Genomic DNA, 21,376 nt, shown 5'->3' with positions numbered 1-21,376 from the left:
TAAGCAAAACATGCACAAAGGCCCATGGCTCATGGCTTACGGCCCAAGGTCAGCCCCAAAAACGCAAAAAGCTGGGGCTGGTGGCAAAAAATCTGTTGACAATGTAAACGGGCATTGCTAAACTAGTACTTACTTAATAACTAATTAAATATGCGCTCTTATCCCGAGAGGTGGAGGGACTGGCCCAATGAAACCCAGCAACCGTCCGGTAATATCCGGACAGGTGCTAATTCCTGCAGAAGATATTCTTCTGACAGATAAGAGGTAAGCTATAACCGTGATTGCGGATAAAGCCTCTTCTGTTGGGAAGGGGCTTATTTGTTTTTGTGGTACGGAAGAGCGCAGAAGGGGGATTATGAAATGGCTGTTGAAAGAACCTATGCTGAGATTAATGCTCGCATTAAGGCAGGCAAAGCAGTGGTATTGACCGCTGAAGAAGTAATTGGCAAGGTGAGGGAGCAGGGATTGTCTAAAACCGCTGCAGAGGTGGATGTGGTAACCACTGGTACCTTTGGACCCATGTGCTCTTCTGGTGTATTTTTAAATTTTGGGCATTCTTCTCCGCGGATGAGAATGTCAAAGGTTTCACTGAATAATGTGCCGGCCTATACCGGTATTGCTGCAGTGGATGCCTATATCGGGGCCACGGAAATTCCTGAAGAGGATCCAGCTAACAGTGATTACCCGGGTGAATTTCGCTACGGTGGCGGGCATGTGATAGAGGATTTAGTGGCAGGGAAGCCCATCGAATTGAGGGCATTATCCTATGGTACGGATTGTTACCCGAGAAGAGAGATAGAAACAACCATTACCTTAAATGACATCAACGAGGCGATTTTATTTAACCCTCGCAATGGTTACCAAAATTATAACTGTGCTGTTAACATTGGTGATAAAACCATCCATACCTACATGGGAACCCTGAAGCCCCGATTAGGAAATGCCAACTATTCTACCTCGGGACAATTAAGTCCCCTGATGAAGGATCCGAATTTTGCCACCATTGGGGTAGGAACGAGGATCTTCCTGGGCGGAGGGATCGGCTATGTGGTTTGGAATGGTACCCAGCATTTTCCCGGTTGGCTCAAGGATCAGGAAGGAAATGTGGTGGGCTCAGCCGGCGGAACCCTTTCGGTCTTAGGAGACCTTAAGCAAATGAAAACAAAGTGGCTAAGGGGAGCAAGCTTCCTGGGCTATGGTGCTACGCTAACCGTAGGTCTGGGCATACCGATCCCCATACTTAACGAAGAAATACTACGCTATGCTGCTTTAGCCGATGAAGAACTGCATGCTCCGGTGGTTGATTATAGTGAAGCCTACCCCAATCGGGTGGGAGGTAATTTGGGCTTAGTCTCCTATGCCCAATTGAAATCAGGGAAAATTACGGTGGCTGGCCAAGAAGTACCTACGGCACCCCTTTCAAGTTACCCCAAAGCTCGGGAAATTGCTGGTCAATTAAAAAGTTGGATTAGCAAAGGGGACTTTTTGCTGGGTGAACCAGTGCAGCTTCTGCCTGGTCCTGCTGCAGGGCTAGCCGGTAAACCCTTGGAGATTAAGTAATGGAAGGAGTGTCGAACAAGATGTCGCCTCATAAAATTGTTTTGCGTTTTACAGCAGCAACCTCTGATCAACCGATCATCTACCACCTAGTGAAGGATTATGACCTGGTGGTAAATATTCTCAAGGCACAAATTAATCCTCACCTCGAAGGGACGCTTGTTTTGGACCTTTGGGGGGAAAGATATGAGGAGGGCATCGAGTATCTGCGTCAACAGGGCATTTCGGTGCATCCCCTTAATCAGGAAGTGGTTCGCAATGATGATCGTTGCATAAGTTGCGGGGCTTGCACAGGTCACTGTCCTGCCGGGGCACTCTTTATAGACCGCCCCTCCATGGAAGTACAGTTTGATGGGAACAAATGCGTAGTGTGCTTACAATGCTTAAAAGTATGTCCGGTTCGGGCGATGGAGGTAAGAATATAACATGGATTATACCGAGCGCACCTATCGTGAGTTGCATCGACAGGGAGACCTGATCCATTTCCAGGTAGGAGTTAAAGAGACAGATCTGGATATAGGTGTGCGGCGGGACCGTTTTACCCCCCAGTTGATCGGCTGGGTGGAAAAACTAATAAAAGAGCAACGCTTACTTTTGGCGGAATATATTAAAGGAGATCCTGTTTTTCGAACCACACTGGAACCTCACACCCTTTTGCCAGGGGCCCCGGAGATTGCCGTAGATATGGCGAAAGCGGCCCAATTGGCGGGAGTTGGCCCCATGGCTGCTGTGGCAGGTGCATTTTCCCAGGTGGTGGGGAAAGCCTTGGCCCGTCGCTCCCGGGATGTCGTGGTGGAAAACGGAGGGGATATCTTTATTAAATCCTCCCTTACACGAAGGGTAGGGGTTTTTGCTGGGACCTCCCCCTTTAGCAATAAAATTGCCCTGGAAATTCAACCCGGGCAAACCCCATTGGGGATTTGCACCTCCTCTGGCACGGTGGGTCATTCCCTAAGCTTTGGCAAATCCGATGCAGTGATTATTTTATCTGCCTCAACAACCCTGGCCGATGCAGTGGCCACTGCGGCGGGCAATTATGTGCAAAGCGAAGAGGATGTCCAAAGGGCGGTGGATTTTGCTGCCTCGGTTAAGGGGATATTCGGTGCTGTAGCCATCAAAGGAGAAAAGCTGGCGGCCTGGGGGCAGATCAAATTGGTGCCGATGGGCTAGGGGTATATTTATTCTATTGCAAGAAAAATTCAATAATTTTGTCATGGAAAAATTCCCCTATATAGTTTACAATGGGGTAAAGATAATAACTAAAGGGGGTTATGGTTTTGCAATTAACAATTAATGACGTTTTAGATGTAGCCATTAAATCGGAGGAGAGCAGCTATAAATTTTACAATGCAATGGCAGCCAAGGCAAAGCTGGCAGAAACCGAGAAGGTATTAAAGAAATTAGCTCAGGATGAAAAGGATCATTTAGATTACCTGCTCTGGTTAAAATCCGGTGAACCGATCAATGAACAAGTCTATTTTGATGGCTTTGAGGAAGCCGGCGAATTAAACCCGGAAATGACCCCGAAGGAAGTTTTAGCCATTGCCATACAGCGGGAAGATGCCGCAGCTAAAATGTACAATCAGATGGCAGATATTTTTAAAGCACAACAGGATAAGAAGTTTATCTTTGAACGGATGGCCAGAGAAGAAGGACACCACAGTGCAGCCGTGGCAAAGTTAATGGAAGAGTTTTAAGCAAAAACAGGTTTCCCCGACGGGGAAACCTGTTTTTTAAATATAATCATTACTAAATTAAATTTTATTTTAAGTAAGGTCCGTTAAACAAGCATCAGCATTTGTAATCCTGACCGAATATGATGTGCTGCCATGGTCATATTCGTTAAACTTTCTCTTACCTCATCCCACTTACGAGTTTTGAGGCCGCAGTCAGGGTTAATCCACAGTTTGGACGGAGGCAAAACCCACATTAATTGTCTGATTTTCTCTTCCAGTTCCTCTGTGGAGGGAACCCTGGGAGAGTGAATATCATAAATGCCGGGTCCAATTTCTTTATCATATCCTTGGGCCGAAAAAACAGCCAACAGTTTATTACCGCTTCTTGAGGTTTCAATGGTAATAACATCGGCATCCATTTTCTCGATGGTATGGATAATATCATTGAAATCGCTAGAGCACATATGGGTATGGATCTGCGTTTCTAAGGCAGCCGAACTAACAGCCAATTTAAACGATTTAACAGCCCAATTTTCATAATAAGCAACTTTTTCTTTTCGTAGGGGATACCCTTCTTTGAGTGCGGCTTCGTCAACCTGAATAATCTTGATGCCAGCATTTTGAAGATCATGAATCTCATCCCGAATGGCCAAGGCAATTTGTTCACAGACAGCAGATCGTTCGATATCATTTCGACAAAAGGACCCATTAAGAATGGTTATAGGTCCGGTTAACATTCCCTTGACAATTTTATTGGTTTTGCTTTGGGCATATCGGATTGTATGAATGGTCATTGGTTTTGGTCTGCTGACATCCCCATAGATAATTGGAGGTTTTACACAACGGCTGCCATAGCTTTGCACCCAGCCATTTTTTGTGAGAATAAAACCTAAGAGTTGTTCACCAAAGTACTCCACCATGTCATTTCTTTCTGGTTCGCCATGTACCAAAACATCCAGCCCAATATCCAGTTGAAATTGTATGCAGGTATCAATGTGTTTTTTAATTCCTTTATCATATTCTGCTTGAGAAATAATGTTATTTTTAAAATCCCGTCTCAGTTTCCTAATCTCATTGGTTTGAGGAAAACTTCCAATGGTTGTTGTCGGAAGCAGAGGAAGATTGAGTATTCTCCGCTGAATGTCATTCCTGTCGTTAAAAGAGCCTACTCGTTCCTTTTTTTCAATGCAACATACTCTCCCTCGAACCAGAGGGTTTATTGCTTTAGGTGATTGTTGTTTTGTTATAAATATACGTTGATTATCTTTTAAAATGGATGGGTGGTCCTCAGAATCCCTTTCAATAAAAAATAACTTGGCAAGATCCGATAGTTCTTCAAGTTTTTCCCGGGCAAAACTCAGCCATGACTTAATCTCTTTGTCTAGCTGGTTCTCATGTTCCAAAGAATAAGGAACATGTAATAGAGAACAGGTGGTGGAAAGGATGATATCTTCCCTTTTTACATGTTTTTCTATATTTTCAAGTAAAGTCAAGGTACTTCGATAGTCATTTCTCCAAATATTTCTTCCGTCGACAATGCCTGCAATTAGTTTTTTACCGTTCAGGCAATTCAGAATTTTTAGATTTTCCGGTCCGTATAGAAAATCCAGTCCGATACCATAAATCGGAATATCAAACAGTGTTTTTACGGCTTCCACCGCATGATCAAAATAAGTCATGACGATCAGTCTAAGCCTGCTATCCACGTTGGCTAATTCTTTATAGGATAAGTAAAACAGTTCAAGGATTCTTTTGTCCAGATCCTTTACGACGATTGGTTCGTCAAATTGAATGTATACTTCATCATCAAGAAAAGCCATTTTCTTAAGCAGAGAAACGTAACAAGGCAAAATTCTTTGGAGTAGTTCCAAGGTATCCGGATTACGATCAACACGTTTGGAAAGAGATAAAAAGGTTATGGGTCCGATCAAATTAATTTTTGTGCGGATGCCATATTCTTTTGCTTCTAAATACTCATTGATTATTTTATCTGCATTTAATGAGAAGTCCATGGTATCGGAAAGTTCCGGGACAATGTAGTGATAATTGGTATTAAACCACTTCATCATTTCCAGCGCCACAGCGTTACTCGTTCCGCGGGCCATAGCAAAATAAAGCTCTTGTTCGTTGTGGATGGTACGAAATCTTTCCGGTATTGCATTTAACATCATTGCTGTATCGAGCATGTTATCATACAAACTAAAATCATTGCTGCTAATAAAAGAGATACCAGCCTCTTTTTGATGTAACCAGTGTCTTCGACGTAATTTTCTTGCCCGATCGGCAAGCTCTGCAAAACGGATTTTTTGATCCCAATAATGTTCAAGGGCTTTTTTCAGTTCTCTCTGTTCGCCGATTCTCGGAAAACCGACTACATAAGTGGCTGCTCCTGTGTACAAAGTAATTCCTCCTTTTTTGTTTGCGCGACAAAAAATTAGCAAATTACCATGGTACTCGGACTCCGGATTTGCCAAAACAGCCTTCCGTTACCGTAGCGCGACTGTGTCCGATTCTCACGGACTTCCCCATTTGCGGTAATTTGATTAATAATTATAGAGTATCCTACAATGTTTGTCTATACATTGATAGTATGCTGCCTTCGAATAAATTCACCTGCCTTGGGCTAAAGAAAGGTGTCTGAGCTTCAGTTTTGCGCTGAAGATCAGACACCTTTTCGTGTTAGCTGTCAGCCCTTAACCTTTTAGGCCCAAGGCTCATGGCCCAGGGACCTAATTAGCCTTGCAACTATCAAATACAGCAAGAAAGCGGAGGACTACTCTTTTTTAATCTCTGTATTTTCTTCTGGTACGATGGGCTCCTCGATCGCTTCTTGTTCATCCCCGCTTTCATCCTCGCTGGGATTTTCTTCGCGGGGTAAAGCACCGGGGGGTAATTCATGGATTTCAACGAGATCTTCTATCTGTTCAACACGGGTTAATTCCTCGGTCTGGCGTGGTAGTGAGCCTGGCGGTAAATCTTGAATAACAACCTCGTCCTGGATAACCTCTTGGCGGTTTAAGGCTTCTTCCTCTGATCTTAGGGTGCCTGCCGGCAAATCATGAATGACAACATCGTCTTCGATGGGGTCGTCTTTACTTTTTCTCTTAACCCGTTCACGTAGCGTTTCTCCGAGATCTTTCGTTTTGCTTTCAATTTCCTCCACCTTTTTGCTGCTTATTTCTTTCGTTAACGTACTAATTTCCTTGGTTTTTTGTACCGTGCTTTCCCAGATGTGATTTGTACTGTCTTTGAGCTGTTTAACGGTTTCGTGTAAACCGCCATCAACTTTAACCAAGTTTTCTAAGGCATCCACGGACGTTACAACTAATTCTTTACCAATGGTCTTAACAAAGGCAATTTCCATAAAGGATTTACCTTTAAATAGGCTGTTTAAAAAGTTGCCGCTAATCTCCAGGCCAACGATTTGACCACTTATTTCATCAACATAAAACTCATCTACTTCCCCGAGATCGGAACCATTTTCTGCGATAACTTTGCTGCCGATGATGTTAATTCTTTCTTTGTAAAGCTTTAAAATGTCTGGCAGGCTGGTACCCTTTTCAACGATTGCTCCTTGATCAATGGTGATGGCATCGGCACCTACGCTGCGTACTTTACCATAAGGAGCAAATTTTTGATCTTTAAACCAACCTTTTTGCTCTATAATTAGGGCGGCTATCCTTTGCTGAAACGGATCTACAACTAACCCCTTGACTGCACCCATTTCCTGGCCCTCGGCAAGACTGATGATCGGCATACCAATAAATTTTTTGCTCTTGCGCATTATTAGGCCCCCCTTTACATCAAACTCATTATATTGATCTTTATGCCCTGGCATTGTTTGATATGACCAAAAATAGGGAATAATAGGGACATATTTAGTTGGGAGGGTAATTTTATGACAGGTTCAAGGTTAAATGCAACTGTGAGAGAAACAGATACAAAATCGATTGCTAAGCAAATTAGAAAAAGCGGTGGTGTTCCCGGTGTAGTTTATGGCAAAGAAATGGGGTCCATGAGTATTTCCGTTGACGCCAAAGATTTAAAGAAAATTCTTAGTTCTGGAACCGGACGAAACACGCTTATTAATATGAGTGTAAACGGTGGCAAACAGACTGTAATGGTAAAGAGTTTACAGATGGATCCGGTGGATCGCACGATAAGGCATGTGGATTTTCAGCAAGTTTCTATAGACTCCAAAATTAAGACGGTCGTTCCCATTCAGTTGGTAGGTACTCCCAAGGGTGTCGCATTGGGTGGAGTAATTCAGCATGATTTGCGTAGTGCGGAAATTGAATGCCTGCCCAATGAAATACCGGAAGCAATTAAGGTAGATATTAGCGGTTTAGAAATTGGTGATGTCATCTCGGTAAGTGAGTTAAACGTGCCTGCGGCTGTTCGGATTTTAGATCATCAACACACAACCGTGGTAGGTTTAGCCACCATGAAGGCACCGGAGCCAGCCGGCCAGCCAGAGGTGCCACCGGAACCTGAACAGGAGGCTAAAGCTAAAACGATTGAAAAGGAATAAACGAGACGATTTGATTGAATTGCTAAAGGAATGGGTTATCCCTAGAATGACACGGGATAACCCTTCTTTCTATTGCCTTGATACAAAAGCTGGGGTAAAATACCTTCGATAAGGGAGGTAAGTGTTGAATGAAATTAATTGTGGGCTTGGGAAATCCCGGTGGAGAATATGCCCAAACCAGACATAATATCGGGTTTATGGTTGTTGATGAATTGGCAGCTAGTTTGGGTGTCAGGGCGGAAAAGAAGCAGCACAAGGCTTTGCTTGGCCAAGTTAATATTGGGCCAGAAAAGGTCATCCTGGCGAAGCCTCAAACCTTTATGAATCTAAGCGGCCAGTCTGTGGTTGCCTTGATGAATTGGTATAAACTAGCCCTAGAGGATTTACTGGTTATTGTGGACGATATGGATTTACCCCCAGGGACTTTGCGTATTCGCAAAAATGGTAGTGCCGGTGGACAAAGGGGCTTACAAAATATTATTGAGTTATTGGGCACCCAGGATTTTGCCCGCATGAGGGTTGGCATTGGGCGGTCTGCCTATGGGGCTGTGGGTCATGTGTTGGGTAAAATCAGCGAGGAAGAGGCCAAGTCCATTGGGCCGGCGATTGAGACTGCTGTTGAGGCGGTGAGGGTTTGGGTATTGGAAGGGACTTCGGTGGTTATGAATAGGTATAATAAGAAGGCTAAGACTAAGAAGAAGGAAGAAGAGCAATCGGAGGCACAGGGAAGTTCCCAGGTAGAGTAGTTTGGTTGCGGGGTTGGTGTGGGGGGGATAACGATAGCACCTGCTAGTATGGAGGGGTATCTTCCCTATGTACTTATAAGGCCTAGGGCCATTTTGCTATTGTCGTGCTGTCTAGGAAAAAGCAGAGGTGTCTTCTACAATGACAGATATTGCACCACTTAATTACATAGCTGCATCCTTGTTAGCCGCCGGAGTTTCGTGGGTAATCAACGGGTGGGTAATCAATTCCTTAGGTGGGCGGGGGATTGCTTTTTTGACACCGTTGGTGGAGGAATTGGCTAAGACTCTGGGGGCAGTTATGCTGGGGGCAGCTCTGGTTTATACGCACATCGGTTTTGGTGTGGTGGAGGCTTTGGTGGAAATGAAACGCAGGGGTGCAAGGGGAGTTGGGGCGGCTGGGATGGCGGTGGCGGCCCATGGGTTATTTGGTTTGTTGACGGCGAGGGTTTATGCGGTGAGTAATTTATTGGCAGCTTTGTTTGTGACGTATCTGGTACATACCGCCTGGAATTGGTTCATACTATACTATAGTAAACAAACCAGCTTGACGAGGGAATAATGACGGAGTATAATTGGCCAACATAGGAAAGTAGGAAAAGTTTATCTTTTTGCCTGGTGGAATAAGGGAGCCCCTTAGGTCCAGCCGGGCTGAAGCTATTTTCTGTACTTTATTTAGTTACCGAAATAAAATAGTCCCCCAGGGGCATGATTCAGGAGATAAAATGAACGGATTATTACGGCCGTTGGAGTTAACAATTGAATATCAAAACTTACTGCAGGGATTGGCGAAGGGCTTAAATCAGCAAATGGTTTTTGGCTTGGCTGGTTCCCAGCGCAATTATTTATTTGCCGGGCTTTCCCATACCAGGAGATCGACCCTAGTGGTCACACCGGGTGAGACGGAAGCGGGCATTGTGCTGGATGATTTAGTTTCCTTATTGCCTGGGGTTTCTGTCCAACCCTTTCCAGTTTGGCAGCTTTTGCCTTATCAGGTGCTAGCCCATAGCAACGAGGTATTGGCTCAGCGGTTACGGGTTTTGGAAAAACTATCAGACGGGGAACCGATGGTGGTGGTTACCTCGGTGGAGGCTTTGTTGCGCCGGTTGACGCCACTGGAGGTTTTCCGCCAGGCCAGGGTAAAATTATCCTTGGGCCAACAGGTAGATTTGGCAAAGCTGCTCTTGAACCTGGTGGAATTGGGTTATGAGAGAGTCGATCTGGTGGAGGGCAGAGGACAGTTTTCTAGTCGGGGTGGGATTGTTGATATTTATCCCATGACCGAGGATCTGCCAGTACGGATCGAGTTTTTTGATGATGAAGTGGATTCTATTCGTCACTTTGAAGTGGCGAATCAGCGTAGTTTGGACAAATTAAATGACATTAGCATTTCTCCCTGTCGTGAATTGATCGTGAATCCCGAGATCTGGCAAAAGTGCGAGGCAAGTTATGAACTAGAGCTCAAAAACCAGCTAAAGAAACTGCATCGGTCCGGTTCTGTCGATGCGGTACATCAGCTTTCCTCCCAAGGGGCAATGGTTTTAGAGCAAATCCGCAGGAGAATACCCTTTGATGGTATGGAACAATTGCTTTATCACTTCTATCAAGAACCAGTGACCTTATTTGATTATTTTATCGAAGAGCCCCTTGTATTAGTGGATGACCCTGTGCGCTTTAAAGAAGTAGCCGAAACCATTCTCAAAGAAAGAAATGAAACCTACACCGATTTGCTAGGCAAAGGGAAGGTTTTGCCGGGGCATTTTAATAGTTATTTGGAATGGCGGCAAATGTTAGCAGCCATCGAACGAAGGCAGGCAATCTTCTGCTCCTTTTTACCAAGGAATCCCCAGTATCTTAGAATACAAAATGTGGTAAATTTTCCGGCTAAAGCAATGCATAGTTTTTTGGGCCATGCGGAGGTTTTGGCTGATGAAATTAGACACTGGCGCCGTAAAAGCTATGCCATTGTTTTGCTGGTTTCTTCTGAGGAAAGGGCAGCCGGTCTGCTGCAAACATTAAAAGACACAAAAATAGATGCCTTTCGGGTAAAACAACTGGATAATGAAGTAAGAGATGGCAATGTGGTCATTACGGTGAGCCACTTGGCCAATGGCTTTGAGCTGATATCTGGGCGCCTGGTGGTTATTACAGATGCAGAGATCTTTGGTCAGCGAAAAAAAGCACGCAAGCAGCGTTCCCGCCCCGACGGCAAAATGGAACCATTGGCGGATTTAAAGGCGGGAGACTATGTTGTTCATGTAAATCATGGCATAGGGCGTTATTTAGGAGTAATTACCTTAGATATAGGGGGCTTGCAAAAGGATTATTTACAGCTGCAATACGCAGGTGAGGATAAACTTTATGTCCCAACGGATCAAGTTGCCATGCTCCAAAAATACCTGGGGGCAGAATCCGATCATCCGAAGTTATCGCGTTTGGGTGGTACGGAATGGTCCAAAGCAAAGGCTAAAGTACGTGAGGCAGTAAAGGATATGGCTGAGGAATTATTGAACCTTTATGCCTCCCGTCAGACTGTCCAGGGGCATGCTTTCCCCAAGGATACTCCCTGGCAGTCAGAGTTTGAAGCCCTCTTCCCTTACGAAGAAACCCCGGATCAGTTGAGAGCCATTGAAGAGGTAAAAGTAGATATGGAAAAGGTAAGACCCATGGATCGGCTGCTCTGTGGGGATGTCGGTTATGGCAAAACAGAAGTAGCCCTAAGGGCTGCCTTTAAAGCAGTAATGGATAACAAGCAGGCTGCGGTGCTGGTTCCAACGACCATTTTAGCGCAGCAACACTACAATACCTTTCGGGAGAGGTTTGCCAATTACCCTATCCGGATCGAAATGTTATCTCGCTTCCGTACCCCCAAGGAACAGCGGCAAGTGCTGGCTGGCCTTGCCCTGGGGGAGGTAGATATTGTGGTTGGTACCCATCGCTTAGTTCAGGATGATATTGTTTTCAAAGACTTAGGGTTGTTGGTAGTGGACGAAGAACAACGGTTTGGGGTTAGTCATAAGGAGAGGCTTAAGCAAATACGTAAAAATGTTGATGTATTAACCCTATCAGCTACTCCCATTCCTCGGACGCTGCATATGTCACTGGTGGGGGTAAGGGACACTAGTCTTTTGGAGACGCCCCCAGAGGAACGTTTCCCAGTCCAAACCTATGTCTTAGAAGAAGATGCGGTATTAATTCGAGAGTCCATCAGACGTGAATTAAATCGGGGCGGGCAGGTTTATTTTGTCCATAATAGGGTCGTTGACCTAGACCGCATTGCTGGTTGGCTGCAAAATTTAGTTCCGGAAGCCAGACTTGGTGTAGCCCATGGTCAAATGAAAGAAGATGAACTGGAACAAATTATGATCGAATTCATGGATGGGGAATATGACGTGTTGGTATGTACCACCATCGTTGAGACCGGTCTGGATATATCCAACGTTAACACGCTCATTGTTAAGGATGCGGATCACTTTGGTTTATCCCAGCTTTATCAGTTAAGGGGCAGGGTTGGGCGGACAAATCGGTTGGCCTACGCTTATTTTCTTTTTAGACGGGATAAGGTGCTTACGGAAGTTAGTGAAAGAAGGTTATCTGCCATCCGGGAATTTACCGAGTTTGGCTCCGGCTACAAGATTGCTATGCGGGATTTGGAGATTCGAGGAGCAGGCAATATTTTAGGAGCACAACAGCATGGTCATATCGCAGAGGTGGGCTTTGATTTGTACTGTCGCCTATTGGAGGAAGCCGTGCAGGAAGCCAGGGGGCAAAAGGTTGAGCAAAATGTCGATACCTCGGTGGAACTCCCGGTGGAGGCCTATATTCCGGATACCTATGTGCCGGATGGCAACCAGAAGGTAGAACTCTATCGCCGTTTAGCGGCCATGGGTACACTCGATGAAGTTTCCGATTTGGAAGAGGAACTGGTGGATCGCTATGGGGACTTGCCTGACAGTGTACGTTGTCTGGTACAGGTCACCAAGTTAAAAATTATGGGACGACAGCTTAAGATTAAAAGTATTAGTCGCTCCCAAGGAAATTTCCGCTTGCTTTTCGTGCCGGATGCTCCCTTAGACGGGGAAAAACTGGTGTCGGTCAGTGAGAAGTATAAGAATAATGTTAAGTTTCATACCTCCACGGATGGATTTGAGATAAAGCTTATGACCAAGGATAAAGGTGATCTATCCCTTAGAAAGTTAGAGCAATTAGAGAGCTTTATGGGCCGGCTGAAATAACTTGCCGGCCTTTCTTGATCGTTGTATAATGGCCATATCATGTAAAAGGGGGAACTGAGTTAGTGAAAAATAAATATTTGCGGATTTGGATTCCGGTACTTGTTAGCCTGTTGCTCTTGGTCACAGGCTGTGCCAATAATAAGGCTGACGTAGTAGCCACCGTTAATGGGAAGGATATTACCCGCCAGGAATTGGACAAGCAGTCAAACTTAGTATTTGAGAGATACAAACAACAAGGATTTGATTTAGGTGCAGAACAAAATAAAGAGATGAAGGCCCAGTTGGAGCAAAATATCTTGGAAGATTTGATTACCAAAGAATTGGTTTTACAAGAAACTGAAAAGCAAAAGCTTATGCCAAGCAAAGAAGATGTTGATAAGAAAATAGCCGAAATAAAAGAGGGCTTCAGCAATGAAGAGGAATATAACAAGGCCCTGGAAGACAATAAAATTACCGAGGCAGACCTAAAAGAGCAAATCGTTTTGGAGGAATCCTCTCAGAAGCTATATGAGAAGGTAACCGCCGATGTAAAAAAACCGACCGAAGAGGAAATTTCTGCATTTTATAATGAGAATAAGCAGCGGGAACCAATTGGTACCCCAGAACGCCTGGAAGTAAAGCATATGTTATTTGCCATTGATAGTGACACGCCTGGGGTTCCCCAACGAAATGACCAGGAAGCCCTGCAGGCTGCCAAATTGGCTTTAGCAGAAGTGACCCAAAAGGGCCGGGATTTTTCTGTTGTGGCCAGGGAAAAATCAGATGATTTGGGGACCAGGGAAAATGGCGGCAGCTATACCATTGATAAAGGTACCAACACCACGGATCCAGCCTTTGAAAAAGCTGCCGTAGCCTTGCAGCCCGGGGAGGTTACCAAGGAGCCGGTAAAGAGTTCCTATGGCTATCATATTATTAAACTTGAACAAGTTACGCCTGCTTCTACCAAAACACTGGCAGAAGTAAAAGAAGGCATCGAAGCCCAATTAGAAGCCCAGGCAAAACAAGCCAAATTTAGCCAATTCATTGGTGATTTGAGAAAAAATGCCAAGGTAAATAATAAATTAGCCCCAGAAACAGGGGATTCGTCAAAAAAATAGCTAAAAAACGAAAACCCGAAAATAAACTTCTAACAATGGAAAATTATGAATAACACCTTCCCTCCCGTTATATACTATCAATGAAAGTTAATCCGCGTAGATTATGCAGAAAAAGGAGGGAAGGAATCTTATTATGAAAGCAACGGGTATTGTTCGTCGTATTGACGATTTAGGTCGAGTTGTTATACCAAAAGAGATTAGAAGGACATTGAGGATTCGAGAAGGTGATCCCCTCGAAATTTTTGTTGACCGTGAAGGTGAAGTAATTCTTAAAAAATACTCACCCATCGGAGAATTAGGTGATTTTGCAAAAGAATACGCTGATTCGTTATATGAAGCCTTAGGCCACATTGCTTGCATCGCAGACCGGGATACCATCATTGCCGTGGCTGGGGCTCCTAAAAAGGAGTTTATCAATAAACCCATTGGCCCCAACGTAGAAAAAGTAATGGAAGATCGCAAGGCTGTTGTGATTAACACACCAGGCAATGATCCCCATTGTAAAGAATGCGGCATCACTGAGGATGGCGAGTGTAAATACTCTTCGGAAGTAATTGCACCCATTATATCCGAGGGAGACCCAATTGGCGCAGTTATTCTAGCATCGAAAGACCCCGACATTAAAATGGGAGAAATGGAGCTAAAATTAGCTGAGACTGCTGCTGGTTTTCTTGCCAAACAAATGGAACAATAAAACAGAAGCAAACGGGCCGAAAAGGCCCTTTTTTTCTTTAAAACGGATATCAAGAAGGGTGGGATTAAAAAATGGACAAGTTTATTACCATTGTTGGCCTGGGACCAGGTGATCCCGGTGTGTTGCCGCTGCAGGTGTGGGAATTACTGAATGATGGATCACCCGTTTATTTACGAACGGAAATTCACCCAACTGTTGATTGGTTAAAACAAAAGGGGATAAAGTTTTTTGCCTTGGATCACCATTATGAAAGATGCGAGACCTTTGAAGAGGTGTATGCCAATATTGCTCAGGAGTTGGTGGAGGCAGCAACCAGGCAATCGATTGTTTATGGCGTGCCAGGGCATCCCATGGTAGCTGAGGATACCGTACGCAGGGTGACGGAGTTGGCAGCAGCCAAGGGAATAGGCATTAAGATCGTGCCTGCCATGAGTTTTCTAGATGCTATGTGGTTGGCCCTTGGCCTAGATCCATCGAAGGGAATACATATTATTGATGCCTTGCGTTTGGAAGAACAAAAACCGGATCCCACAGTGGGTACCGTTGTGACACAAATTTACGACAGAATGATCGCCGGAGAAACCAAACTAAGCCTAATGGAATATTACCCAGATGAACATAGGATTGCCGTTGTGCGTGCGGCAGGAATACCCAAGGAGGAAAGAATACAACGGATTCCGCTGTATGAATTAGATCGTTTAGATTGGATTGATCATTTAACCAGTTTATATATTGAACCAACGAATGTGGCCGCGTCTGCTGCTGCTGCTTGCCTATTTCCGTTGGACCCGCTGGTTGAAGTTATGCAAAACCTAAGGGGGGAACAAGGCTGCCCCTGGGATAGGGAGCAAAATCATGAAAGTCTGAAACCTTATCTAATTGAAGAAACCTATGAGGTATTAGAGGCCCTTGAGCAAGGGGAAATGTATAAAATTTGTGAAGAATTGGGAGACTTATTACTACAAATCGTTTTTCATGCACAAATTGCCAATGAAAAGGACCATTTTGATATCAATGATGTTATTCAATCGATAGTCGAAAAAATGGTGCGCAGACATCCCCATGTTTTTGGGTCAATCCATGTGAAAAACAGCGAAGAAGTATTGATCAATTGGGATAAAATTAAGTCCCAGGAGCAAGGGGGGACGGCCAAGGAACAGCCATATTTAGCTGGTATTCCCAGAGCATTACCAGCATTATTGCGAGCAAGCAAGGTGCAAGCAAAGGCTGCCCGCATCGGCTTTGACTGGCCGGATTATTATGGGGCGGTGGCGAAGGTAACGGAAGAATTACAGGAAGTGCTTCAGGCCAAAAAAGACTGCGAAACACAGGCTGTGGCTGAGGAACTAGGGGATCTGCTATTTGCTGTAGTAAACCTGGCAAGATTGCTTCAGGTTGATTCCGAAAATGCCCTTTCTTTAGCCACCAACAAATTTATAGATAGATTCCAGTTTATTGAGCAACAGGCAGTGCAAGCAGGGAAAAAATTATCAGAATTAACCCTAGAGCAAATGGATCTGTGGTGGGAAGAGGCAAAAATACATAAAAAACAAGAAAAAGAAGAGGAAAAATTTGCTTCCAGGGAGGAAAAGCTAATAAAATAGCGAAATAGCAAAGATAGTTTATTCTGAGTTCAAGGAGGGTCCTTATTTGAACAAGGCCGAACTAATTACTGCAGTTGCAGAGAAAACCGAATTAAGTAAAAAAGATGCCGAAAAGGCAGTTACCGCTGTTCTTGGTTGCATTGAAGAGTCTTTAGCGAAAGGGGATAAGATTCAGCTGGTGGGATTTGGTACCTTTGAGTCAAAGCCCCGCAAAGCCCGTGAAGGTCGTAATCCCCAAACGGGTGAAACCATTCAAATCCCCGCCACGAGAGTGCCAGTATTTAAAGCCGGCAAAACATTAAAGGATGCTGTGGCGGACCTCCCTGTAGAATAGTTTTGGAGGCTCAAAATTGAGATTAGACAAGTTCCTTAAGGTTTCTAGGGTTATTAAACGACGCACGCTGGCTAAAGAAGTATGTGATAGTGGTCATGTACAAGTAAACAACCGAGTGGTCAAGGCAAGCCTTGAGGTCAAGCCAGGAGATAAGGTAGAGATCAGTTTTGGTTCAAGAAAAACATGCTTTGAAATCTTAGAGATTAAAGAAACTGTTCCGGCAAAGGAAGCAGCCAGTCTTTATAAGATTATTGAGCAAGGATCATGTTAGGGAGTGTCGTAACCGACACTCCCTTTTTATATTGAATTGCAGGGACACAAGGGGACGGTTCTTCTGTGTTGTTTACAAACAACACAGAAGAACCGTCCCCTTGTGTCCATAGCATATTTTTGTTTCTGGCGGCAGAAAATATAGCAAACAGAAATGGAGGGATTCGTTTGCGAAAAAAAAGTTTGTTATTGCTGACCTTGCTTCTGCTGGTGAGTATAACTTTAGGCTGTCAGCAAGCCGCCAAAAAACCACAAGAAGAAACAGTACCGCATCGTTTTAAGGAGGAGCCAACCATTAGTCTTTATAATAACGAGACCGGGCAAAAGCAACAAATCAAGCTGGAGGAGTATGTAACGGCGGTTGTGGCAGCAGAAATGGAGCCAGCCTGGCCCACCGATGCTTTGGCTGCCCAGGCTATCTTAGCCCGTACATTTACCATGGAGAATATTGAGTCCGGCCGAGTGAAGAAACTCCATGGCACGGATGTATCAACCAGTGTTGAGGAATCCCAGGCCTATGATCCTTCTAGGATTAATGAGAATGTTAAAAAGGCTGTGGCTAAAACCAGGGGACAAGTTATTACCCACCAAGGAAAATACATTAAGGCCTGGTTTTCTGCCAGCAATGGTGGCAAAACAGCCAGTGCAGCAGAGGGTTTGGCTTACTTTAAAACACCCACTCCCTACATTAAGGCCAATGTAGATGATCCCATGTCTATTCAGAACACTTTACCAGAAATTCAAAGCTGGACTGCCACCATCCCTGGATACAAGGTACAGCAAGCTATCAAAAGTGCAGTTGGTTCAGACCCAGGGACGCTAACATCCGCCAGCATTGCAGAGAAGGGTCCCTCTGGCAGAACGGTTAAGCTGAAAATTAACCAGGCAGTTGTTGGGGGACCCGCTATGCGGTTAGGGATGGGCAGTACGGAGGTTCGATCAATGTTTCTAACCAATGTTGCAGTACAAAATGGAAATCTAGTTCTAACCGGAAAAGGCTACGGCCATGGAGTGGGCATGTCCCAATGGGGTGCTAAAAATATGGCAGAAAAAGGTACCTCACCCCAAGACATTATAAAGTTTTATTTTAAAGATATTAACATTGAAAAGTTATATAAATAATTCCTCTGTAAACAACCTACTGATGCCAGTGGGTTGTTTTAATTTGTAATAAGGACCGTTGGCTGAGCATATATTTAATTAGTCATCAGCCTTTAGCCTTCAGCCAGACCCTATGAGGTTGACAAGGGGAACGACCCCTGTGTTGTTCCGTGACCCATGAACCAGCCCATCAAACACCCAAGGCTCAAGGCCCATGGCCGTATGGTAACGCACAGGCATGGTTATATCGAACACCAAAAGCTGAAGGTTGAAGGCTGATAGCTGAAAAGGTGAACGGGGGGGTACTATGGAGGAATATAAGAAACATGTTTTAACCATCGAGGGGCGTAAGACATTACAACTGGAAGGGGTACAGCATGTAGGCAGTTTTGATGAACAAGAGATAACGCTGGACACCAATATGGGCTTTTTGCAACTTAGGGGTGAAGGAATGCATATTACTCATCTCAATTTAGATGAGGGGAGTCTGGTGGTGGAAGGTTATATTAATGGTTTAGAATATATCGAGGGTAAATCCACCCGGGGGAATAAGTCCAGGGGTAAGGGTTTAATCAACCGAATACTTAAATAGTAAACGAATGAGACAGGTGGTGCAAAGAGTGGTTCCCTTGCAGGATCAGTTTTTTTACTTTGTTTTGACAATAACCATTGGTATGGTGGCAGGGTTATGTTATGACCTGTACAAGGTAATCAGGGGCACGTTAGGGCTGCGCAAGATGGGAACTGCTCTGGGGGATATTTTATTCTGGCTTATCCTGACCGGTATTGTTTTTATATTGCTCTTACTGGGAAACTGGGGTGAAGTTCGTCTTTATGTTTTACTGGGGTTAGCCCTGGGGGCCATACTTTACATAAATATTTTTAGCCGTCGCACGACCAAGCTGATTCAATGGATATTTAAAGCAATTTATCAAATATGGCGAGGTCTTTTAAAAACGATCTCATTTATTTGGGGAATAATATGTTTACCCTTTAAAGGACTTTATTTAATTATAACCGTGCCTTTGGTTTTTCTTGTTAATATCATTGGCAAAGGATTATCAATGATTAAAAAAATCCTGGCAAGATTATTTAGAAAACCCCTAAGGTTAATAAAAGGCGGCATTTGGCATAGAATAACTTCGATATTCCCCATATTTGAGTACAAGAAGAAAGAATAGGGGTGACGGATCTCTCTGGCAAGAGAGAACTGTCACCTTTGTCGCATTCTTAATTAATTTGTTGCTATCTTTTTCCCAAATTGGTCTGGTAAAAATCTTTGTTTGTAGTAAAATTGTAATGAAACTGTAATAAGATTGTACACAACATGTGTATATCCTGTGGATAAATTGTGTATTTATGGTCGGGGGTCAGGCCGGGTGCAACTGGAAATACGAGGTGCAGAAAAACTAAGTTTCCGGGAACGTCAAGTAGTAACTCTAAAAGAAATGGGGCATTCTACTGATAAAATTGCAGCCAAGCTAAAGCTTAGCCCCAACACGGTTGCTACCTTATATAACCGGGCCAAATCAAAAGGGTATCAAGTAGTTATCGTTATTCCTGGGGATAGCTTGGGCTTATTTGGATCGGAGGAAGAGGAGGACATGAATGAATGATTTCCACTGGAAAAGGAAAGGTGACAGAACTTAAACTTCACAGTAACAATATCGAACAGGGGCAAAAGGGGCGTCGAGGAAAAAGAAGTGGTAAGGTAATGATGCTTCTTTCGGTGGCCTTTGTTAGTTATATGGCCTTTTCCCTATTTAATCAATTCACCCGTGTGGATAATATGCAAAGCAGTATGAAAACCTTACAAAGTCAGGTGGCAGAGTTACAGAGTCGTAATGAGGCCTTGCGGGATGAAATTAAACAAATTAAGTCAGACTCCTATATCGAACAGGCTGCCAGGGAACAGCTGGGGCTTGTTAAACCGGGAGAAACCTTAGTTATCCCGACTCAATCCGAACAGGGCAGTACCGCAGTTGAGCAGGGTAACGCTGCTGCAAATAACAATAATGCCGCTTTTGAAGTAAAGTATAAAAATATCTATGATTGATTTAAAGGTTTTCATGTATTGACACTTATAACACTCTTACAATATACTTTTACTAAGTAAAAGTTGGTTTGCCAATTAAGGAGGGCACTTGCAAGTAAATGGCTTTGGAACAAGGAAGTATTGTAGAGGGAGTCGTAACAGGGATTACTAATTTTGGTGCATTTGTTGAATTGCCCGGGGGCCAGACCGGGTTGGTGCACATTTCTGAAGTTGCTGAAGTCTATGTTAAGGACATTAATGAGTTCTTAAAGGTTAATGACAAGGTAAAGGTAAAGATCATATCTGTAGACCCAAAGGGGAAGATTGGTTTATCCATAAAACAAGTTACGGCTGCACCCAGAGGCAGCAGCCGTAAACCAAGATTCCAACCTTCCTTTGAAGATAAGCTGGCCAAATTTATGAAAGACAGTGACGAAAGGTTATCTGACCTTAAAAGGCAGACCGATTCTAAAAGAGGCGGACGAGGCTCAAAATTTTAAATGCATAGTGTATTTAATAAGCATTCCCTTTTTTAGGGAATGCTTATTTATTAAGGACGGGGGTAAAATTATGCGTCTTGCCAGTATCGACATCGGGACAAATTCCACCAGATTTTTGGTGGCGGAGGTAGAAAATGATGGCCTATCCTTGATTAAAAGTGGTCTCATGACCACTCGGCTGGGCCAGGGGATTAATCATGGAAAGTTGCTAATTGAGGCCATGGAAAGGACCGTGGAGGCCATTGAGGCTTTCTTGGGTGAAATAGCAACCCATAACCCGAGGGCTATTATTTTGGCTGCCACCAGTGCGGTGAGAGATGCCGGTAATAAAGATGAATTTTTGCAACTGGTTTTAGCCAGAACCGGTTTGCAAGTTAAGGTTTATTCCGGCGAAAAGGAGGCTGCAGCCAGCTATCATGGTGTCCTGAGCGGGTTGCCTCTGGTTGGGGAAAATACAGTGGTATTGGACGTAGGTGGCGGAAGTACGGAATTTATTTGGCAAAATGAGCAAGGGATTCGTTATGTCAGCTTGCCCCTGGGGGCAGTTCGCATGACAGAAGGAGCCTACTCAGAAGAAAACATGAGAGAAATTATGGCAACGACCCTCGGCAAGATAAAAGACCAGCTAAAGGGAAACGTCTCCCTGGTGGCTGTGGGAGGAACAGCAACGACTCTGGCTGCCATGTCTTTAGGTTCCGTCACATACCAACCGGAATTGGTACACGGTTATTTTCTAACAACAGAGGAGATTAAGCGCCTGCTAAAGCTGTTGCTAGAAACCAATTTAGAAGATAGGAAAAAGATTGTTGGCCTGCAACCCCAAAGAGCCGACATTATTCCGGCGGGAGTTACGATTGTTAAAAATGTTGTGGAAGGCCTGAGTTTAGCGGGTTTAATCGTTTCCGAAAGTGATATTTTGCAGGGGTTGATTTTAGAATTATATCAGGAATTGTCGCAATAAAAACTGGAATAACCTACCAATAATGACAGATATTTTCC

The 21,376-nt window shown here is 44.1% G+C and carries 22 protein-coding genes and 2 riboswitches; of the genes, 20 read left to right on the top strand and 2 right to left on the bottom strand.

From position 1 onward, the window contains the following. Positions 1 to 155: 155 nt before the first annotated feature. Positions 156 to 264: riboswitch (SAM riboswitch) on the top strand. 96 nt (positions 265 to 360) lie between these two features. The 4 genes from AC1U9Z_RS16030 to AC1U9Z_RS16015 all read left to right on the top strand — a co-directional run bounded on the left by AC1U9Z_RS16030 (position 361) and on the right by AC1U9Z_RS16015 (position 3,254). After that, positions 361 to 1,560 (top strand): homocysteine biosynthesis protein, encoded by a 1,200-nt coding sequence (locus AC1U9Z_RS16030; RefSeq protein ID WP_333529340.1) that lies wholly within the window; start codon positions 361 to 363, stop codon positions 1,558 to 1,560. Positions 1,561 to 1,580: 20 nt separating this feature from the next. Continuing rightward, positions 1,581 to 1,982: an NIL domain-containing protein gene (locus tag AC1U9Z_RS16025; RefSeq protein WP_333529342.1), complete on the top strand. Its 402-nt coding sequence runs from the start codon at positions 1,581 to 1,583 to the stop codon at positions 1,980 to 1,982. Position 1,983: 1 nt separating this feature from the next. After that, positions 1,984 to 2,727 (top strand): UPF0280 family protein, encoded by a 744-nt coding sequence (locus tag AC1U9Z_RS16020; RefSeq protein WP_479958323.1) that lies wholly within the window; start codon positions 1,984 to 1,986, stop codon positions 2,725 to 2,727. Between the two features lie 107 nt (positions 2,728 to 2,834). Beyond that, on the top strand, positions 2,835 to 3,254 hold the full coding sequence (locus AC1U9Z_RS16015; protein WP_333529338.1) for a ferritin family protein: 420 nt from the start codon (positions 2,835 to 2,837) through the stop codon (positions 3,252 to 3,254). A gap of 83 nt (positions 3,255 to 3,337) precedes the next feature. On the opposite strand, the gene metE is transcribed toward AC1U9Z_RS16015, so the two are convergent. Beyond that, positions 3,338 to 5,632: a 5-methyltetrahydropteroyltriglutamate--homocysteine S-methyltransferase gene (gene metE, locus AC1U9Z_RS16010; RefSeq protein ID WP_479958322.1), complete on the bottom strand. Its 2,295-nt coding sequence runs from the start codon at positions 5,630 to 5,632 to the stop codon at positions 3,338 to 3,340. 40 nt (positions 5,633 to 5,672) lie between these two features. Then, positions 5,673 to 5,806: riboswitch (cobalamin riboswitch) on the bottom strand. A gap of 200 nt (positions 5,807 to 6,006) precedes the next feature. Beyond that, positions 6,007 to 7,017, bottom strand: coding sequence for a PRC-barrel domain-containing protein (locus tag AC1U9Z_RS16005; RefSeq protein ID WP_479958321.1), 1,011 nt, complete (start codon positions 7,015 to 7,017; stop codon positions 6,007 to 6,009). Positions 7,018 to 7,131: 114 nt separating this feature from the next. Between AC1U9Z_RS16005 and AC1U9Z_RS16000 the strand changes: the two genes are divergently transcribed. From AC1U9Z_RS16000 to AC1U9Z_RS15925, 16 genes are all read left to right on the top strand, one after another. Continuing rightward, positions 7,132 to 7,764: a 50S ribosomal protein L25 gene (locus AC1U9Z_RS16000; protein ID WP_479958320.1), complete on the top strand. Its 633-nt coding sequence runs from the start codon at positions 7,132 to 7,134 to the stop codon at positions 7,762 to 7,764. A gap of 128 nt (positions 7,765 to 7,892) precedes the next feature. After that, a complete protein-coding gene (gene pth / locus AC1U9Z_RS15995) occupies positions 7,893 to 8,510 on the top strand; it encodes an aminoacyl-tRNA hydrolase (protein WP_479958319.1) in 618 nt (205 codons plus the stop codon). Between the two features lie 139 nt (positions 8,511 to 8,649). Then, on the top strand, positions 8,650 to 9,069 hold the full coding sequence (locus tag AC1U9Z_RS15990; RefSeq protein ID WP_479958318.1) for a hypothetical protein: 420 nt from the start codon (positions 8,650 to 8,652) through the stop codon (positions 9,067 to 9,069). A gap of 163 nt (positions 9,070 to 9,232) precedes the next feature. Further along, a complete protein-coding gene (gene mfd, locus AC1U9Z_RS15985; protein ID WP_479958317.1) occupies positions 9,233 to 12,742 on the top strand; it encodes a transcription-repair coupling factor in 3,510 nt (1,169 codons plus the stop codon). Between the two features lie 62 nt (positions 12,743 to 12,804). Continuing rightward, positions 12,805 to 13,839 (top strand): peptidylprolyl isomerase, encoded by a 1,035-nt coding sequence (locus AC1U9Z_RS15980; protein WP_333529331.1) that lies wholly within the window; start codon positions 12,805 to 12,807, stop codon positions 13,837 to 13,839. A 133-nt stretch (positions 13,840 to 13,972) separates the two neighbouring features. Further along, entirely contained in the window at positions 13,973 to 14,533 is a 561-nt protein-coding gene (gene spoVT / locus AC1U9Z_RS15975) for a stage V sporulation protein T (RefSeq protein ID WP_333529330.1), read from the top strand. A gap of 71 nt (positions 14,534 to 14,604) precedes the next feature. Next, positions 14,605 to 16,137, top strand: a complete 1,533-nt coding sequence (yabN, locus tag AC1U9Z_RS15970; RefSeq protein ID WP_479958316.1) for a bifunctional methyltransferase/pyrophosphohydrolase YabN — start codon at positions 14,605 to 14,607, stop codon at positions 16,135 to 16,137. Between the two features lie 13 nt (positions 16,138 to 16,150). Further along, on the top strand, positions 16,151 to 16,471 hold the full coding sequence (locus AC1U9Z_RS15965; RefSeq protein ID WP_333529341.1) for an HU family DNA-binding protein: 321 nt from the start codon (positions 16,151 to 16,153) through the stop codon (positions 16,469 to 16,471). Between the two features lie 16 nt (positions 16,472 to 16,487). After that, entirely contained in the window at positions 16,488 to 16,742 is a 255-nt protein-coding gene (locus tag AC1U9Z_RS15960; protein ID WP_333529328.1) for an RNA-binding S4 domain-containing protein, read from the top strand. Positions 16,743 to 16,909: 167 nt separating this feature from the next. Next, complete coding sequence (locus AC1U9Z_RS15955) at positions 16,910 to 17,863, top strand: SpoIID/LytB domain-containing protein (RefSeq protein ID WP_479958315.1); 954 nt, start codon at positions 16,910 to 16,912, stop codon at positions 17,861 to 17,863. Between the two features lie 286 nt (positions 17,864 to 18,149). Then, on the top strand, positions 18,150 to 18,434 hold the full coding sequence (gene yabP, locus AC1U9Z_RS15950; protein ID WP_333529326.1) for a sporulation protein YabP: 285 nt from the start codon (positions 18,150 to 18,152) through the stop codon (positions 18,432 to 18,434). 28 nt (positions 18,435 to 18,462) lie between these two features. After that, positions 18,463 to 19,023, top strand: a complete 561-nt coding sequence (gene yabQ, locus AC1U9Z_RS15945; RefSeq protein ID WP_333529325.1) for a spore cortex biosynthesis protein YabQ — start codon at positions 18,463 to 18,465, stop codon at positions 19,021 to 19,023. A gap of 198 nt (positions 19,024 to 19,221) precedes the next feature. Then, positions 19,222 to 19,458: a helix-turn-helix transcriptional regulator gene (locus AC1U9Z_RS15940; RefSeq protein WP_333529324.1), complete on the top strand. Its 237-nt coding sequence runs from the start codon at positions 19,222 to 19,224 to the stop codon at positions 19,456 to 19,458. Further along, positions 19,455 to 19,898, top strand: coding sequence for an FtsB family cell division protein (locus tag AC1U9Z_RS15935; RefSeq protein ID WP_333529323.1), 444 nt, complete (start codon positions 19,455 to 19,457; stop codon positions 19,896 to 19,898). The genes AC1U9Z_RS15940 and AC1U9Z_RS15935 overlap by 4 nt, the downstream gene beginning before the upstream one ends. 98 nt (positions 19,899 to 19,996) lie before the next feature. Then, on the top strand, positions 19,997 to 20,377 hold the full coding sequence (locus tag AC1U9Z_RS15930; RefSeq protein WP_333529322.1) for a S1 RNA-binding domain-containing protein: 381 nt from the start codon (positions 19,997 to 19,999) through the stop codon (positions 20,375 to 20,377). A gap of 70 nt (positions 20,378 to 20,447) precedes the next feature. Next, on the top strand, positions 20,448 to 21,338 hold the full coding sequence (locus AC1U9Z_RS15925) for a Ppx/GppA phosphatase family protein (protein ID WP_479958314.1): 891 nt from the start codon (positions 20,448 to 20,450) through the stop codon (positions 21,336 to 21,338). Positions 21,339 to 21,376: the final 38 nt, after the last annotated feature.

The sequence above is a fragment of the Desulfotomaculum sp. genome (assembly GCF_982386235.1).
Note: the sequence above shows the minus strand (reverse complement) of the source record. Positions and strands in the feature narration are given on the sequence as shown.

Bases quoted from the DNA above. Each gene is read 5' to 3' on its own strand.
- spoVT (WP_333529330.1), top strand. From the start codon at position 13,973: ATGAAAGCAACGGGTATTGTTCGTCGTATTGACGATTTAGGTCGAGTT.
- AC1U9Z_RS15930 (WP_333529322.1), top strand. From the start codon at position 19,997: ATGGCTTTGGAACAAGGAAGTATTGTAGAGGGAGTCGTAACAGGGATT.
- AC1U9Z_RS16005 (WP_479958321.1), bottom strand. From the start codon at position 7,017: ATGCGCAAGAGCAAAAAATTTATTGGTATGCCGATCATCAGTCTTGCC.
- yabN (WP_479958316.1), top strand. From the start codon at position 14,605: ATGGACAAGTTTATTACCATTGTTGGCCTGGGACCAGGTGATCCCGGT.
- AC1U9Z_RS15925 (WP_479958314.1), top strand. From the start codon at position 20,448: ATGCGTCTTGCCAGTATCGACATCGGGACAAATTCCACCAGATTTTTG.
- AC1U9Z_RS15990 (WP_479958318.1), top strand. From the start codon at position 8,650: ATGACAGATATTGCACCACTTAATTACATAGCTGCATCCTTGTTAGCC.
- AC1U9Z_RS16025 (WP_333529342.1), top strand. From the start codon at position 1,581: ATGTCGCCTCATAAAATTGTTTTGCGTTTTACAGCAGCAACCTCTGAT.
- yabP (WP_333529326.1), top strand. From the start codon at position 18,150: ATGGAGGAATATAAGAAACATGTTTTAACCATCGAGGGGCGTAAGACA.
- mfd (WP_479958317.1), top strand. From the start codon at position 9,233: ATGAACGGATTATTACGGCCGTTGGAGTTAACAATTGAATATCAAAAC.
- AC1U9Z_RS16030 (WP_333529340.1), top strand. From the start codon at position 361: ATGGCTGTTGAAAGAACCTATGCTGAGATTAATGCTCGCATTAAGGCA.
- AC1U9Z_RS15935 (WP_333529323.1), top strand. From the start codon at position 19,455: ATGATTTCCACTGGAAAAGGAAAGGTGACAGAACTTAAACTTCACAGT.
- AC1U9Z_RS16020 (WP_479958323.1), top strand. From the start codon at position 1,984: ATGGATTATACCGAGCGCACCTATCGTGAGTTGCATCGACAGGGAGAC.
- AC1U9Z_RS16000 (WP_479958320.1), top strand. From the start codon at position 7,132: ATGACAGGTTCAAGGTTAAATGCAACTGTGAGAGAAACAGATACAAAA.
- pth (WP_479958319.1), top strand. From the start codon at position 7,893: ATGAAATTAATTGTGGGCTTGGGAAATCCCGGTGGAGAATATGCCCAA.